13 protein-coding genes are annotated in these 17,680 nt (G+C 31.8%); 10 read left to right on the top strand and 3 right to left on the bottom strand.

Translation table 11 applies throughout. The features are described 5' to 3' along the window. Positions 1 to 6: 6 nt before the first annotated feature. The 10 genes from RCH18_RS09720 to RCH18_RS09675 all read left to right on the top strand — a co-directional run bounded on the left by RCH18_RS09720 (position 7) and on the right by RCH18_RS09675 (position 10,867). A complete protein-coding gene (locus RCH18_RS09720) occupies positions 7 to 1,446 on the top strand; it encodes a hypothetical protein (protein WP_326936561.1) in 1,440 nt (479 codons plus the stop codon). 4 nt (positions 1,447 to 1,450) lie between these two features. Next, the gene (locus RCH18_RS09715; protein WP_326936560.1) at positions 1,451 to 4,828 is read left to right on the top strand and encodes a cell division protein FtsA; all 3,378 of its coding nucleotides are present in this window, start codon (positions 1,451 to 1,453) and stop codon (positions 4,826 to 4,828) included. Between the two features lie 101 nt (positions 4,829 to 4,929). Beyond that, positions 4,930 to 6,123: a hypothetical protein gene (locus RCH18_RS09710; protein WP_326936559.1), complete on the top strand. Its 1,194-nt coding sequence runs from the start codon at positions 4,930 to 4,932 to the stop codon at positions 6,121 to 6,123. A 2-nt stretch (positions 6,124 to 6,125) separates the two neighbouring features. Continuing rightward, positions 6,126 to 6,605 (top strand): hypothetical protein, encoded by a 480-nt coding sequence (locus RCH18_RS09705; RefSeq protein ID WP_326936558.1) that lies wholly within the window; start codon positions 6,126 to 6,128, stop codon positions 6,603 to 6,605. A gap of 15 nt (positions 6,606 to 6,620) precedes the next feature. Beyond that, positions 6,621 to 7,925, top strand: a complete 1,305-nt coding sequence (locus tag RCH18_RS09700) for a hypothetical protein (RefSeq protein ID WP_326936557.1) — start codon at positions 6,621 to 6,623, stop codon at positions 7,923 to 7,925. A gap of 2 nt (positions 7,926 to 7,927) precedes the next feature. Then, positions 7,928 to 8,545, top strand: a complete 618-nt coding sequence (locus RCH18_RS09695) for a hypothetical protein (protein ID WP_326936556.1) — start codon at positions 7,928 to 7,930, stop codon at positions 8,543 to 8,545. Beyond that, positions 8,526 to 9,065: a retropepsin-like aspartic protease family protein gene (locus RCH18_RS09690; RefSeq protein WP_326936555.1), complete on the top strand. Its 540-nt coding sequence runs from the start codon at positions 8,526 to 8,528 to the stop codon at positions 9,063 to 9,065. Before RCH18_RS09695 ends, RCH18_RS09690 begins: the two co-directional genes overlap by 20 nt. Positions 9,066 to 9,154: 89 nt before the next feature. Further along, positions 9,155 to 9,301 (top strand): DUF6804 family protein, encoded by a 147-nt coding sequence (locus RCH18_RS09685; protein ID WP_326936554.1) that lies wholly within the window; start codon positions 9,155 to 9,157, stop codon positions 9,299 to 9,301. Positions 9,302 to 9,512: 211 nt separating this feature from the next. Further along, positions 9,513 to 10,061, top strand: coding sequence for a hypothetical protein (locus tag RCH18_RS09680; protein WP_326936553.1), 549 nt, complete (start codon positions 9,513 to 9,515; stop codon positions 10,059 to 10,061). Next, entirely contained in the window at positions 10,061 to 10,867 is an 807-nt protein-coding gene (locus RCH18_RS09675) for an endonuclease/exonuclease/phosphatase family protein (RefSeq protein WP_326936552.1), read from the top strand. The genes RCH18_RS09680 and RCH18_RS09675 overlap by 1 nt, the downstream gene beginning before the upstream one ends. A gap of 687 nt (positions 10,868 to 11,554) precedes the next feature. Here the strand turns inward: RCH18_RS09675 and RCH18_RS09670 are convergent. The 3 genes from RCH18_RS09670 to RCH18_RS09660 form a co-directional block, all read right to left on the bottom strand. Then, positions 11,555 to 13,189, bottom strand: coding sequence for a beta-N-acetylhexosaminidase (locus RCH18_RS09670; protein WP_326936551.1), 1,635 nt, complete (start codon positions 13,187 to 13,189; stop codon positions 11,555 to 11,557). Between the two features lie 345 nt (positions 13,190 to 13,534). Continuing rightward, positions 13,535 to 16,084 (bottom strand): beta-galactosidase GalB, encoded by a 2,550-nt coding sequence (gene galB, locus RCH18_RS09665; RefSeq protein ID WP_326936550.1) that lies wholly within the window; start codon positions 16,082 to 16,084, stop codon positions 13,535 to 13,537. A 30-nt stretch (positions 16,085 to 16,114) separates the two neighbouring features. Beyond that, complete coding sequence (locus RCH18_RS09660) at positions 16,115 to 17,443, bottom strand: alpha-L-fucosidase (RefSeq protein WP_326936549.1); 1,329 nt, start codon at positions 17,441 to 17,443, stop codon at positions 16,115 to 16,117. Between the last annotated feature and the right edge of the window lie 237 nt (positions 17,444 to 17,680).

Below are 17,680 nucleotides of genomic sequence, written 5' to 3'. Positions count from 1 at the left end.
AAAATCATGGCTAAACTATATGTATTTGGAATTGGTGGTACCGGTTCAAGAGTAATAAAATCGCTAGCAATGCTTTTAGCATCAGGCATAGACATCAATAAATATGAAGTTGTTCCTATTATAATTGATCCTGACGAGGCTAATGGAGATGTTACTCGTACTATTGATATCCTAAAAAATTATCAGCAGATCCATGGTAAATTAAGTTTTACTAATGCTGATCAAAATCAGTTTTTTAAAACAAAAATATCTAATGTGAATCAAAATTTCAGATTGGTTTTAAATGATATCAAAAAAGACCGATTTAAAGATTACATCCAATATAGTGGGTTGGATGAAAACAACAAAGCCTTAATCAATTTATTGTTTTCAGAAGACAATTTAAATGCAAACATGGAAGTAGGTTTTAAAGGAAACCCCAATATTGGGAGTGTAGTTTTAAATCAATTCAAACAATCCGAAGATTTTAAAAATTTCGCATCTACTTTTAGTCAAGAAGATCGGATTTTTATTGTTAGTTCCATTTTCGGTGGTACTGGAGCTGCTGGCTTTCCACTATTAGTAAAGAACATTCGTAATGCGGATCACAATTTACCAACTTGGAAATATCTGCAAGATGCTCCTATTGGAGCCGTGACTATGCTACCCTATTTTGGTGTTGCCCCTGATGACGAAAGTAAGATTGACAAGTCTACTTTTATCTCAAAAACAAAAGCAGCATTATCCTATTATGAAAAAAATATTAGTGGCAACAATTCTGTCAATGCACTTTATTATCTTGGAGATGACATAACAAAAGACTATCCAAATGTGGAAGGAGCAGCAAATCAAAAAAATGATGCGCATTTCCTTGAAATGGCGGCAGCACTTTCAATAATAGATTTTGCAAAAAAGGATGCTACCGAACTAGTTACTACAGATGGTACAGCTGAAAACCCTATTTATCAAGAATTTGGAATTAAATCAGATTCAACTTCTTTAATATTTGAGAACCTTGGAGATTCAACACAATTACAATTAAAAAAACCATTAACGCAGTACACTAAATTCTTACTTTATTTAAGAGATAAAATTTCAGAAAGCACAGATCAAAATTGGGCAAAAAATGTAAATATTTCCACTCTTTTAACACAACCATTTTATAGTAACTATTTGAAAAAATTCAATCAGAATTATTTAGAATGGCTAAATGAAATGGCGCACAATCAACGAAGTTTTTCCCCTCTAAATTTGAATGTTAATGACACTAATCTATTTGAAATGGTTAAAGGTGTAATTCCGCATATCGATTGGATTGAATTTGGCGGTAAGAATTATGGTCGTTATGATTTTTTACTCTCTAAACATGACAAAAAAATAATAAAAACAGGTTCACAAGAGCAACAATTTATGGATTTGTTTTATAACACAACTGAATCTTTAGTAAAAGAAAAATATAAATTCTAAGAAAATGGCAAAAGTATTTCGTTTCCATGATGGTAGTAATAATATAGAGGACTGGCAAACTTCAACGGCTTATGGCAAAACTGCAATTGACGCAATAAAAGACCCCAACGGATCATCTGCAAAGAAGGAAATCACTTCTATACCTAGTCCTTTTGCAAGAATAGACCTAGTCAAAACTGCATTTCAAAACGTGGTTAATTCAGATCAAGTTGAAGGCAATAGTATGAACCATAAATTAGTTTCGGATAGTTTAGATATTGCCGAAATTTTCTTCAATATTGATCGATTCAAAGACAAAGTAAATATAATCGTTTGGGATGTAAACACGGATTTAAACAAACTTTTGAATTCGGACAATTCAAAACATAAACTTTTAGGTGACACGTTGAAAATGTTTTTAGTCCAAGATAAAGTTGCTTATAATTTTGATAAGATTCAAAGATTATATCTTTTGAATTATTTACAAGGACAAGACAAAATAAATATTATCGGAGGTACTTCGCCAGCATCTTTATTTTTCACTTCTGCCAACAAATTAAGTTATGTAGACATTCAATTTGGTAATCATAAAGTATTTGACGAAGTAGATTTTCAGCCATTGTTTAAGCGTGATTTCGAATTCCAAAAATTCATTTATGGATTAAGAGTATCTAACCCCGAATTTAATATATATTTTAAAGGAGTTAGTGAGTATTTGGATTTAAGTCTAAGAAAGCTGTCTGATCAACAACGAACAATAATTAATAATCTAACTAAAGTCGATTTTGATAATCAGTTTGACCTTCTTCAAGTTAATTCAGGAAACCCAGTAGAAATATTAGGTTTGAATTTGAGAAAAAGGACTAATTCAACAGTCGCCATTACGAACGGAAGTGGATTTGTCATCAATAGCACAAAAAATTCAAGTAAGAAACCATTGGTTTTACCGGTAGATACATTTAGTCAGCAAATTATTTACACGACTGCAAATTGGGACAGAAATAATAAAGCACCGTTTACCGATACAAAACCATTAAATGAAAGAGTTTTACCATTTGATTTGTCGTCATATCCGTATTTAACTATTGGAGATTTTTTTGAAGATTATATCATTTCTACACCATATCCTATTAATTATGAAAAATATTTCACGGGGAATCTTAATGAAGTATCCACTAAAGGATATTTGCTTCCGATAAAAAAATTGTACTTCGATTATTTCAACATAAAAGATCTTATGGGGAATATGCCTGACGGCACAAAGACAATTGAAATTAAAGAAGGAATTAATGGTAGTTTAAGCGTTGTGCTTAAAATACCTATACAAGGCAACAGCTATATTACTTATTCTAGAATATATAAACGAGCAGTTCAAGAATATCAGATGGCAGAGCCAGATACTGATAGAAATGTTGGTGCAATACTTGAAAATAGATTTAACATTACAATTTATCCTTTTTTAAAATCAACTGCTAACAAACCTTCGTATCGTGTAGGGGTTATGAATATTGACAATCATCCACTTTATAGCCACAGTGAATACAATCTCTCCTTTTACAACAAAGGGGAAGAAATTAAAAATAACCTTATACCATCGAAGCGAAGTGACCGTAAAAAAGGAGCTCAACTTGATAGCAAATATCAGACAGTACTTGCAAACTTTGATTACATAGAAATTCAACACCAATGGGCGACCGGAATCTTAATTCCACTATTAAAAGAACCATCTGGTGTTGCGCAATTTACCTTTGCAGTCGATTTTGGCACCACTAATACTCATATCGAGTATAAAAAAGATAACGGTAATGCTGTGAAATTTGAAATTTCTCCTAATGATAGTCAAATTGAGCCTTTATTTTTAATGAATGAGCATACTGAGAAATTATTCAGAAATTCAAACCTGGGATTACTTGAAGAGCATATTGAACTTGAACAAATACCTAAAATAATTAACTTCTTTCCAACCAGAACTGTTATTAGTAATAACGAAGAATTAGATTACAATAAAGCTGTTCACGCATTAGCTGATACAAATATTCCTTTTTATTACGGAAAGAAAGTGGCTCCTAGTAACACTAAAATTGTTTCTAATTTAAAATGGGAATCAACAGATCACAACGAAAAACGAATTGAAACTTTTCTTGAAAAGATTATACTATTGATTAAAAACAAAATTCTTTTAGAAAAAGGTAGCTTAGATAAGACTGAGCTAATTTGGATGTATCCAACAAGTATGTCTTCATTCAGGATAAATAGGTTGCAGAGTATTTGGACTGAATTGTTTGAAAAACATATAAATAAGATAACTGTACCGATCAAGGTTGCCGAATCGATAACACCATTTTATTATTTCAGAAATCAAATGGGGGTTTCAGCGGGCAGTAATTCGGTTATTTCAATAGATATAGGCGGCGGTACTACTGATGTTGTAATTTACAAAGAAAATAAGCCGTTTTTGGCAACTTCATTTCGTTTCGCTGGAAATGCACTATTTGGAGATGCTTTTGGCGATAGAAATTCAAACATGAATGGTTTTGTACAAAAATATAGTGAAAAATATTCTGGTCTGTTAGACAGTAATGGATTGTATGGATTGAAAAGTGTTTTGGATGTCTTAAATCAAAATAGGAAATCCGAAGAAATAATTTCATTTTTACTTTCGTTAGAACAGAATGAACAAATAATAGGTAAAGCTGCACCTATTTCTTTTTCAAAAGATTTGACAAAGGACACCGATTTGAAGATTGTAATTACGCTATTTTATGCTTCAATTTTATATCATATTGCAAAACTAATGAAAGATAAAGATATTGTTTCTCCACGATATGTAACTTTTAGCGGGACAGGCTCTAAAATTCTTAATTTAATAGGTAGTGATGCTACATTACAGAAGCTGTCTCAAACTATTTTCGATGATGTGTTGAGTAATGAGAATAAAACAAAGATTGATTTAAAAAAAGTTAACAATCCAAAAGAAATTAGCTGTATTGGCGCTTTATTCCAGAATCCAGAAGATAGAGAATTAAACATCAAAGATATTGAAACGGTATATATAGGAAGTAAGAATCTAAGTTTTAATATTGAAGAAAAATTGAAATACCCGGACTTAAATGACACCTTTTATAAAAATGTTGCGGATGAGTACATCAGTTTTATAGATTGGTTCTTTAGCTTAAATAGCAAGTTCAAATTTAACGATGAACTTGGCATCGACCCTTCTCAATTTGAAAACTATAAGAGTTATCTACAAGAGGATGTCTCAGACAATATTAAAAAAGGAGTTGACTCTAAAAAAGCAGAATTAAAAGGAACTCAAGACGAGGAACTTATGGAAACACTATTTTTTTACCCACTAATTGGGGGTCTTAACAACTTAGCCTTTAAAATATATCAAAATCTTTAAAAAAAATTAATATATCGGCATTATCATAAGATAAATTTATTTGAAAATAATTTCGATCAATTACATAGTTTTTAAAATAAAAGAATAATCTCCACCAAAATATGAGAAAAATAGTAATGATAGTTTTTCTGACTACATTTTTAACTAATGCGCAGTCAAATTTAAGCCAAGAACAATTTGAAAAAGTTGTAGATAATATGACTTGCTTATGCATAAACGAAGCTTTAGATAAGAGTACATTAGATTGTGAAAAAACAACTATAAAAGAAAGTAATATTCCTACAACAGACACAAAAACGCTTGACCTATATAAAGAATTTCAAAAACTCAAAAAAACAACTGATAGTAAAGAGCTATCAATTATTTTTTTAACTAAAAATGTTTTTCAATCCTCAAAATATGAAAAAATTAAAGCATTTGCCGAAAAAAGAAAAGGCGACAAAATTAACGACATAATTAAAAAAATTAGGGAAAAAATAACGTTGATCTCATCGGAAAATACCAAGAGTTCAGATAATGTTAGTCAAACTTCAGATCAATCAGATCAATTTCAGAATTCAGAATCAACGCCGCAAGCCGAACAAGTAATTCCAAACGTGTATACTGATAACATTGAACCAGAGACTAAAAAACAAAAATATGATACAGGAGATTTTATGAAAGATTATGGATTTAGTTTCATTCTGTTCATAATGATTGTAGGTCTTTATATTTACCTAAGACGAAGAAATTTTGCAAGTGTAAAAAAAGTAGAATTTATGATTAAAGTGAATGAAGGCAAAAGAAAACTTAATCCTATATCAGTCCCACCTATTTCTTCTCATAGCCCAAACAGAGGTTTAGAAGATTCGGTGAACACTTTAAAAGACACAATAGGGAGGTTGGAAGTTAAAATTATAGCTTTAGAAACGCAATCAAAAAAAGAGGCTTTAGTACCCACCATCTCTGTAACTGAAGTTCCTAAAACACCAATTATGCTGCAAGATGATAAAATATTTTATAAACATGCACCACATGAAAGCGGATATTTTGATACAGATGATGAAGTTAATTTGGGTGACGCAGTATTTAAATTTACGATTTATAACAACAATTCTAATTTGGCTAGTTTCGAAATTATTAAGGAAAAGAAAAAATTAATTCTTGATTACCCTAATAAATATATAAAACCTGTATGTGAAGAATTAAACGCATTTAATCAGAATGCTAATAATTTAGTAATCCATTCCGGGATTGCAGAAAAAAGAAACGATAAATGGGTGGTAACATCAAAAGCAAAAATTAAATACGAATAGATATGCATGATATACTAATAGGAGGTCTAATTGCAATTATTGTAATGGCACAAATCTTAGTGGCAATTACCACTTCTAAAAAAATAGCGCTATTTAAAACTATAGTACCGGAGGCTAATAGTTTTGAAACAGTAAAAGTTTTTATTCCTGAAGATCAAATAAAAACGGTGACAGTTGAGCATATTTTAAATAATTTAGATAGTTTCAGTAATCCTACTCTTGTGACCGAACAAATTAAAAAAAAGACTAAAAAGAAAATAAAAATTAGTGAGGCTATCGCTGAAGAATATAATACCGATACATTTACTATTGCCAATGAAGTCAATGATTTAAACCTTTTCGATATAAATCATAATGATGAAGTTATGGTTTGGATTACAAAAGGAAACTTAGATAAGAAAATACCTAAAAAGGATTTATCTAATTATAAATCTATAGGATGGGCTAGTCTGAGTGACGATAATATAAATTCTCAAAATTAAAACAGAGCAACCAATATGGAATCAAAATATATTGAAATAACGCTAATAAAATCAACTGGCAACTCGAATGTAGTTTTTGAAAAAGTTTTAAATTCTGTCAACACTTATTTATTGAGAAATAAAGGAGCAGTTAGTGATTTTAATTTAATTAAAGATGTAGTTGAACGAAATACAGATGCAATTGATGAGGAGATAAATACATTATTACCTATACCCTTATATTTAGGATTAATGGGAACTATGTTAGGAATAGTTATTGGCCTTTTCGCTATGCCTAGTATCAGTGATGCCAATTTTGAAAAGGCTATTGATATCCTGATTGGCGGCGTGAAAATAGCCATGATTGCTAGTTTTACGGGATTATTATTAACTGTTTTACTATCAGGTTGGAAGTATAAGGGAGCAAAGACGAAGGCTGAAGGACTTAAAAATGATTTTTTTACATGGATACAAACTCACCTTTTGCCAGTTTTGTCGCAAAATATTTCTTCCAGTATCTACTCTTTACAGGCCAATTTACTTAAATTCAATGATACCTTTGAAACTAATATATATAATTTTAATGGTCTAATGAACCGCATATTAGATTCTTTTGAAGGTCAAACTAACTTAATGAACGATCTTAAAGAAGTTGACGTTGCTCAGTTAGCAAAATTGAATGTAAATGTGCTGAAAGAACTTCGCACGAGCACTAAAGAATTTGAAAAATTCAATACTTACCTCCATCAGGTAAACTCTTTTGTTGATAATGCACAGAAATTAAATTTTAGTATAAACAATCAATTAGATCGAACACAGTCAATAGAAAAAATTGCAGATTCTATAGGTACTAATATAGATATGAATAAAGAAATAATCGATATTCTACAATCTGAATTAAGAGAAGTAAGCAGTAGAAAGCAAATTGTTTCAGATGCTGTTATTGACGTTGATAATGTATTAAGTAAGAGTTTAGAACAGTTAAAAATACATATTGATACTCAAATAAAAGCAATAACAGATATAACTATTAAAGAAGAAGATCTATTAGAAAAACTTTTAAAAGAAGACAGAGGTAATTTAAATGAATTGAAAAAATTAGGACAGTTAAATACAAGTATGTCTAATATGGAACAGGAAGCTAAGTCACAAAACAACAAATTAGAGGCGCTTAATACTTCTATAGATAAACTGTCTGACGCGATTTTAAATCAAAAGCAGCAAACAGGATTAGAAATTCCAAAACCACTTAAATATGCAGGATACGCTTTTATTTACTCAGGCGCCATCATTGGTATTGTATTTAGTGGATGGAAAATATTTGAATTTATTTTTAGGTAATTATGTCAAAAAAAACAAATTTTTTCTGGGCCAGTTACGCTGATTTGATGACCAGTCTCTTTTTTATAATGTTAGTGTTATTTGTACTTGCTGTAGCGATGATGAAAAGGCAGTCCAAAGCAACTAAGGAAGAGTTAAAGAAAATTACAGAAATACAAAATTCTGTAAAGCAATTAGATCCAAGATATTTTTCTTATCAAGAAGAATACAAAAGATTCACATTAAAAAGACAAATTCAATTTGCTCCTGCAAAGAGTGAAATCAAAGATGAGTATAAACCATATTTATTAGATGTTGGAAAAAATATTGAAAGCTTAATTATTAGACTAAAAACTGAGTACCAAAATAAAGATATTAAATATATGATTATTATTGAGGGTATGGCTTCAAAGGATAATTATAAAGATAATGATGCACTAAGTTATTTTCGGGCATTGTCTCTCTTAAAACTTTGGGAGAAAAATAATATCCAATTTGATCCCAATTTCTGTGAACTTCAGGTAGCTGGAAGTGGAACAAGAGGTGTTGGTCGTCACAATGGAAAGTCTGAAATGAAAAATCAACAATTCTTAATACAAATCATTCCAAAAATAGGTGAAATTGAAAATAAAAATAACTAAAATAGTATGTGGAATAACAGCGATAACTATTTCAATGTTATTTATAGATTGTACAAATTGCTCAAGATCTGGAAGAAATAGTACGAGAGATGCAAAACCTAAATATAACTCTATTTCCGGCTCAAATAGAGAAGGAAAGACTATAATAAAAATGTCAGAAGAAAATGGTGTTTACAATATACCTGTAGAAATTAATGGAAGCAATATGAATTTTATTTTTGACACAGGTGCATCTGACATTACAATCTCTGCAACTGAAGCGATGTTTTTATACAAACAAGGTACTTTGAGAGACGAGGATATTTTAGGAAAGCAACAATATCAAATTGCGGATGGAAGTATCACAGAAGGAACAATAATAAATCTGAGAACTGTAAAAATTGGAAATAAAACCCTTGACAACGTTAGAGCTTCTGTAGTCCATAATAATGAAGCTCCTCTACTATTTGGTCAATCAGCATTGGCTAAATTTGGAAAAGTGTCGATTGATTATAGCAAAAATGAAATTACTTTTGAATAACTCAATCATTAACCCCTCCTGTCAATCCTGCTATTCCTATAAAATCTAAATCTTCCTAAGATTATTTCTAATTTGTTAGATTTGCAGCGATGGTTGGCTTTTGTTATCTGGTATTCGTTGTTAATCGAAAAAATAACAAAAATGAAGTTTTTATTTATGTAGCTTTAGCACTTCTATTTCAACCATTTATAAAAATAGCTTTAGGTAGAACAATTTGGAATATAGTTGATGTGTAGTTGGAACTATATTGATATTATCAATTTTTAAAAATAACAACAAAAAAATATAAAAATAACTATTCGCTACGTTGTGTAATGTATTAGTATTAAAATATTTCTAATTGGCACTCACTCTTGAAAATTCGTTATGTCAATTATTCAATTCATAGCAACTATTGTAGGAGTATCCATTTTCTTTTACCTTTTTGAAATAATTAAAAGAATATTCATGAAATATTACTATCGCTTCATCGCTACACTCAGAAAAGTATACCGTTTATTGAACGTAAAGAAACGTTCTGAAATAGTTTGGAAAGAGTTGATCAAACTGCATAAAGAAGAAAATTGGTACTTTGGAAAATTTGAAAATGAGAAATATATTTTAACTACGTTTACAGATAAAGAAAATAGAAAGCAAAAATTTAGATATGAATTAACAGAAAACAATCTCAAATTTCACTCCTTTATTTTAAATAGTTTTGATGAAGATAAAACCAATGACATATTGGTTTTAGCCTCACATCTGAATGAATTAATAAGTTTTGGAAAAGTAAGTGTGAGCACTAAATACAATTGTGTTCAATTAATTTACGATGGCGATTTGGTAAACTATATGTTGTTTCCAGGTGAAATTCATTCTGACTTAAGATCACATTATCATTTAACGATTGATTTTTTATGGGCTTTTTCAAATTTGATTGAAACTAATGAAGATCCTGTTTTTGTAGTTTCGGAGCTTTTAAGACGAAATAACGATCAAGATAAAACAACAGATTAATGAAAAATACTATTTCAATTTGCTTATTATTTTTTATAACAATCGTTAACGCCCAACCCACACTCCTATCCTGGAATATATCAAACCTTGGCAAATCTAAATCAAATAGCGAGATCGCTTTTATGGCAGCGACAATCAGAGATTACGATATAATTGCTATTCAGGAGGTCGTTGCAGGAAACGGCGGCGCTCAAGCAGTAGCAAGATTAGCAGATGAACTCAATAGAAAAGGAAGCAAATGGGATTACACGATTAGTGACCCTACAAGCGGTAGCCCGAATAAATCAGAACGCTACGCTTTTATTTGGAAAACAAGTAAAGTCAAGATTATCGGAAAAGCATGGCTGGAAAAAAAATATCATTTGGAAATTGAAAGAGAACCTTACCTGTGTACTTTTGAATACGGAAAGAAGCAATTTACCGTGGTTAACTTTCATGCGATTCCTAAAAAAAGTCAACCTGAAACGGAAATAAAATACTTTAAATATTTACCTGCTGATTATCCCAAGTTAAACTTGATTTTTGTTGGTGATTTCAATTGTCCGCAGTCGCACAGCGTTTTTAATCCTTTAAAACAAATGGGATATAAATCAGTTTTAGTTGGTCAAAAAACATCACTAAAAACAGCTTGTACTGTCACTGAGTGTTTGGCTTCAGAATATGATAATATCTTTTACAATTCTAGTAAAGTAAATATAGTACAATCAGGGGTACTTCATTTTTATACCAACTTTGACTCTTTAAAAGAGGCGCGACTCATATCAGATCATATTCCTATTTGGTTTCAATTTTCTTTAGCAAAGTAATAGCATGATTGCTAAAGCTTAGAAATGGAACATGAACGCCACTGATTGAGCTGATTTACACTGATTTATTTTAATTTATTATTGTATGTTAGTATTATTGATGTCGTTAAAAATCGAATGGAATTACTGTATCAATGAATTTATAGTATGACGCAAGTAATTTCAAAAAAATAATACCGTTATTTTAAACATCTAAGCCATATAATTTTTACATATAATCCTTAAATATAATGTTGGGAAAACATAAGGTGAATCGTCAATTGTTTTTTGTCACATTAAGACTAGGTAAATACATTAGCAACCGCACCTAAATGCAACAATAAATTGTTGCTATAACGGATAATAATCTCTGTTTTGTTTTACTACACTTGGTAGATAAAGAAAAATAATAGTTTAAATGTTTAAGGATAGCTAATTTTACAATATTGAGTTATTTTTTTATTTCTAAAAGCGAAAATACAGAATCGTAATTATTATTGACGCATTAGACCTCCATGATTTGATTGAATACTTCCTTTATCAGTATGATAATTTTGGGTTTATAGATTTATAAATTTATCAACGATTTGAAAAAAACTATAAATTCTGGATTTCTATTTTTACTTAATACCAACGAATTTGGTACACAAAAAAAATGCCCTTTAAAAAATTAAAGGGCATTTTATTCAGTTAAAAATTTAGAAAGTATTATTTTCCTTTATAATAGTTGGCTCCCCACATATCATATCTTTTTTTCTGAGTTTCAATTTTAGTTTGAAACTTAGGCCAGTCTTTCTTGTCTTTTGGAGACCATAAAACTTCGCTTAACGCGCTCAAACGTGGAAAAATCATATACTCTACTTTAGCAGGATTAAGCATATACTCTGTCCACACATTACCTTGAGCTCCTAATACATATTTACCTTGTTCTGCAGTCAATTCTTTTGGAATTGGCTCATAGCTATAAATTTTTTCTAGATTGGTATAACCGCCTATAGTAACTTCAGGATCATTTTTAGTTTGTGAATGATCTAAATACACATGGCTTCCTGGAGTCATAATTACTTGGTGATTTTCTTTAGCAGCAGCAATACCTCCTGCTTCACCTCTCCAACTCATTACTACAGCATTTGGCGCAAGCCCACCTTCAAGGATTTCATCCCACCCTATTAATGTTCTACCGTTTTTATTGATGTATTTTTCCATACGCTGAATAAAATAGCTTTGTAGTTCATGCTCATCTTTTAACCCTTTTTCTTTGATCAATTGCTGACAAAATGCACTTCTCTTCCAAGCATCCTTAGGAGATTCATCGCCACCTACGTGAATATATTTTGAAGGAAATAAAGCCATTACCTCATCCAGAACATCTTCTAAAAAATTAAAAGTGTACTCTGTTGGTGCATATACATCCGTAAAAACACCCCAAGTTTCTTGTACTAATTTAACTTTTCCACTTGCTAAATCTTTCTTGCTTTGTTCAGAAATCATATTGGCAGGAATTTCTGTTGGTTCGTCAGGGAAACAACTAAGCATTGGATAAGCTGCAATGGCAGCGCTACTATGACCTGGCATTTCGATTTCAGGTATTACGGTGATAAAACGATCAGAAGCATATTTTACAATTTCTTTCACATCTTCTTGTGTGTAAAAACCACCTTCTGGCGTATTATCACTTCCAGTCCCAGGATATCTGCCTACAATAGATCCATTTCTTTTAGATCCTATTTCAGTAAGTCTTGGATATTTTTTAATTTCAATTCTCCATCCTTGATCTTCAGTTAAATGCCAATGAAAATAATTCAACTTGTGTAAAGCCAAATAATCGATATATTTTTTTACAAATTCTACTGAAAAAAAGTGACGTGCTACATCAAGCATCGCTCCTCTATATACAAATCTTGGCTCATCTTTAACCGTAACTGCAGCAATTTTCAGTGATTTGCTTTTCTCAACTGGTAGTAATTGTATTAAAGTTTGCATCCCGTAAAAAGTACCAATATCAGAATTCCCCTCAATCATCACTCCATTAGCATCACTTTTAAGACTATATCCTTCAGCTTTTAAACCTGTAATATTTTTTAAGCTGTTGAATTTGATATAATTTTTTGAAGCTTTTTTTACAATCGGCAGTTTAAATCCATAATAGCTCATTAAATACTCATTTAAAAAAGAAGCGCTAGCGTTATCCATTTTATTTGAAACCACTAAACTTGTTTGTGCACTTATTACAAAATTTCCTGTATTGGTAATTACCTCCACGGGCTGAGGAATAATTTTCACCTCTTGCGCAACAGTCAACACACTACATAGTAGCAGTGAAAACACAAATGATTTTATCATATTTTTATTTTTTAATTATTATTAATTCTGTTTTTTTTTTAAGATTTAATTTAAACAGTGCTAACTGTTATTTCTACTTGCAGTAATGTATAAATTACGATAAAAATTAAGTTCGAATATATGGTTAATTGCTCTTACTTCGCGACAGTACCTACCAGTTTATAAATGAGAGTTTCAAAATTTAAATTTTAATAGTATTTATAATTGAAAGCTGGTCTATTTATCTGGTTTCGAGAGATATTATTATCAAGTTAGTTGTTTTGTTTTTGTATAAAAAAACGCATTTCCTAAATAAAGAGAAAATCTAAATTACAAGAAATGCGTTTTAAAAACTTTAGTGAAATATTACTTCGCTGAAACTATAACTTTTCCTGTTTCCAGTCCATTACTTTTAGCAACTACTGTAAACTTGCCAGTTTGTCCTTTTTTAGCTTTTACAATTACTAGTGCCATTCCGTTGAAAGCATTTCTTTGATGACTTTGAAATGGCGTAAAACTGGTAGCATCACCGTTATCTGTAGCTACAATTTCACCAGCTCCTTCAATTGAAAACTCAATCAATGGATGCGTGCGAGGAACAGTTAAACCTTCATTATCAACCACTTTTACAGTTATAAAAGCAAAATCAACATCATCTGCAGCAATAGTATTTCTATCTACTGAAAGATCTAATTTAGATGCTTCTGCAGTTGTTTTTACGCTGTCAGTAGCCCATTTTTTTCCGTTTTTATAACTAATCACTTTAAGTTCACCGGGAACATATTTTACATCATCCCAAATCAAACGGAAATCTACGCCTTCTTTTTTGGTTTTTTTACCTAAACTTTTTCCATTCAAAAACAATTCTGCCGTATCACCAGAAGTGTACACATGAACTGGCGTGATAGAATCTAATCTTTCTTTCCAGTTCCAATGTGGCAGAATATGCGCCATAGGTAAATCTGGTTTCCATCGTGATTGATAGCTATAAAAACGATCTTTTGGGAAACCCGCTAGATCAATAATTCCAAAATAACTACTTCTTGATGGTGGATTTTTCTTTCTGATTTCTTCTAACTTTTTCTCTAATTCAGCTACTTTTGAAGGGTCTGATCTAAAGTTTAACAAGTTTGTATCATCCGAGTTATAGGGAGTAGGTTCACCTAAATAATCAAAACCAGTCCATACATATTCCCCTAACATTTTTGGGAATTTTGCCATGGTTCTAAATTGTTCATCTGGAGTACAGCCCCAACCGGGATGCGCGGTATCATAAGAGGAAATTTGCCAGTTTTGGTAATCATTTCTAAAGAAATATTCCCCACGTGAACTCACCGTTGACGCGGTTTCACTTGCTATTGTTGGCATATTTGCATATCGAGGATCAGCTTCCCATTTAGCTTGTTGACTATAAAAATAATTTACTCCCATTAAATCTAATGAAACTGGCGCGCCAACTTCGCGACTTGCGTCTGGATCATTATACCCATTAGAAACTGGTCGTGTAGGATCTAATCTTTTTACAATATCAGCTAAATGTTTTGTCAATTCAACATTACGTTGCTCTGGCACTTCATTACCTATCGACCAAATAAAAACAGAGGGATGATTGCGATCACGATGAATTAGCGCTTTCAAATCTTTTTCATGCCATTCGTCAAAAATTTTATTGTAATCATTTTTCTTTTTACCTACTTTCCAGTTGTCAAAAGCTTCATCCCACACTAAAAATCCCATTTGATCAGCTAATTCCAGTAATTCTGGAGCAGGCGGATTGTGTGAAGTTCGCAAAGAGTTCACTCCCATTTCCTTTTGGATTTTTAACTGTCTACGTAAGGCGCTCGTATTTATAGCTGCTCCTAAAGCTCCTAAATCATGGTGATTACATGTTCCATTAATTACTACCTTTTTACCATTCAAAAGAAAGCCCTTATCTACTGAAAATTCTATGGTTCGAATTCCGAACGGAGTATTATAACGATCTACTATTTTACCATCGATAGTGATAGTTGTTTGTGCTAAATAGCGATTTGGAGCCTCAATATCCCAAAGTTTAGGATTTACAACAGCCGTTTGAGTTTCAGTAATTGCACTAGAATTTGCGTTTACATCCACTGTCACCGCTTTTGTGGCAGTCACTTTCTTTGCTGGCTTATTATTTTTATCCAATTCAAAAAAACTAGTTTGCACTACAGCACTAACTTTTTTATCCGATTGGTTATCAACGGTCACCGCTAGTTTAACCGTAGCTTTTTTAGTAGTCACTGCAGGAGTAGTAACATACGTTCCCCAATGACCTACGTGAACAGGATTTGTTTTCACTAACCATACATGACGGTAAATTCCGGCTCCAGGATACCAACGGGAATCCCAATTCTCTGTATCAAGACGCACTGCAATTACATTATCCTGTCCCGGTTTGAGATAAGGCGTAATATCCATTCTAAACGAACTATAACCATAAGGCCATGTTCCCACGTACTGTCCGTTTAACCATATTTTGGCATTAGCCATCGCTCCATCAAAATCGACAAAAACTTGTTTCCCTTTATCGGAAGCAGGTACGGTAAAATGCTTGCGATACCATCCTATTCCTCTCCAGGGAAGTTTTCCTGTTTCACCCGTAATATCACTACGAAAAGGTCCAGCAATTGCCCAGTCATGTGGCAAATTCAATTTTTGCCATGAGGCATCTTTTTGATCTACGCTTTCTAAGTTTTTAGGTTCATCAACTCTTGTTCCATCAGGTTGTAACCCGTATCGAGAATAAAGCCATCCTTGATCAAAAGATTGCGTATCCACCGCTCCCATTCTTTGAATAGTGGCACTAGTCTGCGCTACTGAAACTTGAGCAGTGATTAAAAATATTCCTATAATCAGTCGCAGTAGTACTTTAAATCGTTGTTTGTTTTTCATAGTTAGAATTATAATTAATTGATAATATTGTTATTGTAAACCACCTTGACCGGTGTATAATTTAATAGGCTTGTCTAATTTAACTTTTAAAACGGTAACATATTTATCTAATGCTGCTTCTGGTAAATCGATATAAACCAATCCCGGAACTGGACTCCATGAAATTTTTCCCACTACTTTATGTGATATATTTACAGCAGTTCCTAAAGTCGTTATGCTTTCGATTTTATTATCTAAACCTTTGAGCAGTAATGGCCCTGTTGCTTTACCAAAAACAAATAAGTAAAGTGTTGTATTATCTTTTGATAAAGTGGTAGGTCCATAGAAATGACCTTGCTCTACTCCTGCAACTGTATTAAAAATCCCTTCTCCATTTCTTTTATTCCAAGCCCCAAGTTCTTTTAGTACTGCGACTTGCTGTTCAGGAATAGTTCCATCTTCTTTAGGTCCAATGTCTAAAAGTAGATTACCACCATTAGAAACGGCATCTACAAAAATGGTGATGACCTCATACGGTGTTTTCCAGTTTTGATCCTTAGGTTGGTAACCCCAATTATCGTTAATAGTCATACACAATTCCCACCATTTAAAAGTGGGTCTTTTAACTGGAAAGTTTTGCTCTGGTGTGTCATAATCTCCATATCCTTGCAATCTTCCATTTATAATGGTGTTCGGATTCTTTGCTAACATGATTTGGCGCACTTTCTGTGATTCCCATTCTTCAGCAGAGTGTTCCCAGTCTCCATCAAACCACCATAAATCAGGATTAAATTTCTCGCTGATTTCTTTTATTTGCCCTTGGAAAAAATTTCTAAACTTGTTCCATCTTCCATAATCATTAGCAATTTTGTAGCGTGCACTATCTTTTAAAAACCCTGGATAATCTTGATTAGTCCAGTCAATCAAGGAAAAATAAGCACCTGTTTTTATATTGCGTTTGCGCAGTTCTTCAAAAAAAGGTTTTATCATATCTCTCTTAGCTAGAGTAGCCTTAACGATACTTAGATTATTCATTTTAGTATCATACATCGCTACACCATCGTGATGTTTAGTAGTAATTACTGAATACCTTGCGCCACTTTCTTGGATTAAATCAGCCCAAGTGGAAGGATCATAATTCTTTAAAGTAAATCCTTTTACTTGCTTCATATAATCAGCATGAGCGATTTCCTTATTATGAAAACTCCATGATTCTCCTATTCCATTAACCGCATAAATACCAGTATGAATAAAAATTCCTAGTTTAGCATCAGCAAACCATTGCATTTTCTCCTTTATGGTATTAGGATCAATTTTTGACTGTGCACTGGCACACCATAATGCTCCACTAAAAAGAGCCGTTACTAGTATTTTTTTCATATTTCCTTCAATATTTATGATTAACGAATTTACTAAAACGATTTTGCAATACAAATAAAAACAATTAAATCGAGTAATAAAATCGTAATCAAGCTTTTATTACTTCCATTTCGCTATGCCTAAAAATATTGCGCTGATTTTATTAAACGGCACTATATCAATAATCTCGGAAAGCATACTAAACTATATACCTTCCAAGATTTATCTAATCTTTTTTTCACTAAAGCAAAAATGATT

Source organism: Flavobacterium sp. PL11, assembly GCF_035985025.1.
In the GTDB taxonomy this organism is placed as follows: domain Bacteria; phylum Bacteroidota; class Bacteroidia; order Flavobacteriales; family Flavobacteriaceae; genus Flavobacterium.
Note: the sequence above shows the minus strand (reverse complement) of the source record. Positions and strands in the feature narration are given on the sequence as shown.

Coding starts and splice junctions, on each gene's coding strand:
- RCH18_RS09720 (WP_326936561.1), top strand. CDS start 7: ATGGCTAAACTATATGTATTTGGAATTGGTGGTACCGGTTCAAGAGTA.
- RCH18_RS09715 (WP_326936560.1), top strand. CDS start 1,451: ATGGCAAAAGTATTTCGTTTCCATGATGGTAGTAATAATATAGAGGAC.
- RCH18_RS09710 (WP_326936559.1), top strand. CDS start 4,930: ATGAGAAAAATAGTAATGATAGTTTTTCTGACTACATTTTTAACTAAT.
- RCH18_RS09705 (WP_326936558.1), top strand. CDS start 6,126: ATGCATGATATACTAATAGGAGGTCTAATTGCAATTATTGTAATGGCA.
- RCH18_RS09700 (WP_326936557.1), top strand. CDS start 6,621: ATGGAATCAAAATATATTGAAATAACGCTAATAAAATCAACTGGCAAC.
- RCH18_RS09695 (WP_326936556.1), top strand. CDS start 7,928: ATGTCAAAAAAAACAAATTTTTTCTGGGCCAGTTACGCTGATTTGATG.
- RCH18_RS09685 (WP_326936554.1), top strand. CDS start 9,155: ATGGTTGGCTTTTGTTATCTGGTATTCGTTGTTAATCGAAAAAATAAC.
- RCH18_RS09680 (WP_326936553.1), top strand. CDS start 9,513: ATGAAATATTACTATCGCTTCATCGCTACACTCAGAAAAGTATACCGT.
- RCH18_RS09675 (WP_326936552.1), top strand. CDS start 10,061: ATGAAAAATACTATTTCAATTTGCTTATTATTTTTTATAACAATCGTT.
- RCH18_RS09670 (WP_326936551.1), bottom strand. CDS start 13,189: ATGATAAAATCATTTGTGTTTTCACTGCTACTATGTAGTGTGTTGACT.
- galB (WP_326936550.1), bottom strand. CDS start 16,084: ATGAAAAACAAACAACGATTTAAAGTACTACTGCGACTGATTATAGGA.
- RCH18_RS09660 (WP_326936549.1), bottom strand. CDS start 17,443: ATGAAAAAAATACTAGTAACGGCTCTTTTTAGTGGAGCATTATGGTGT.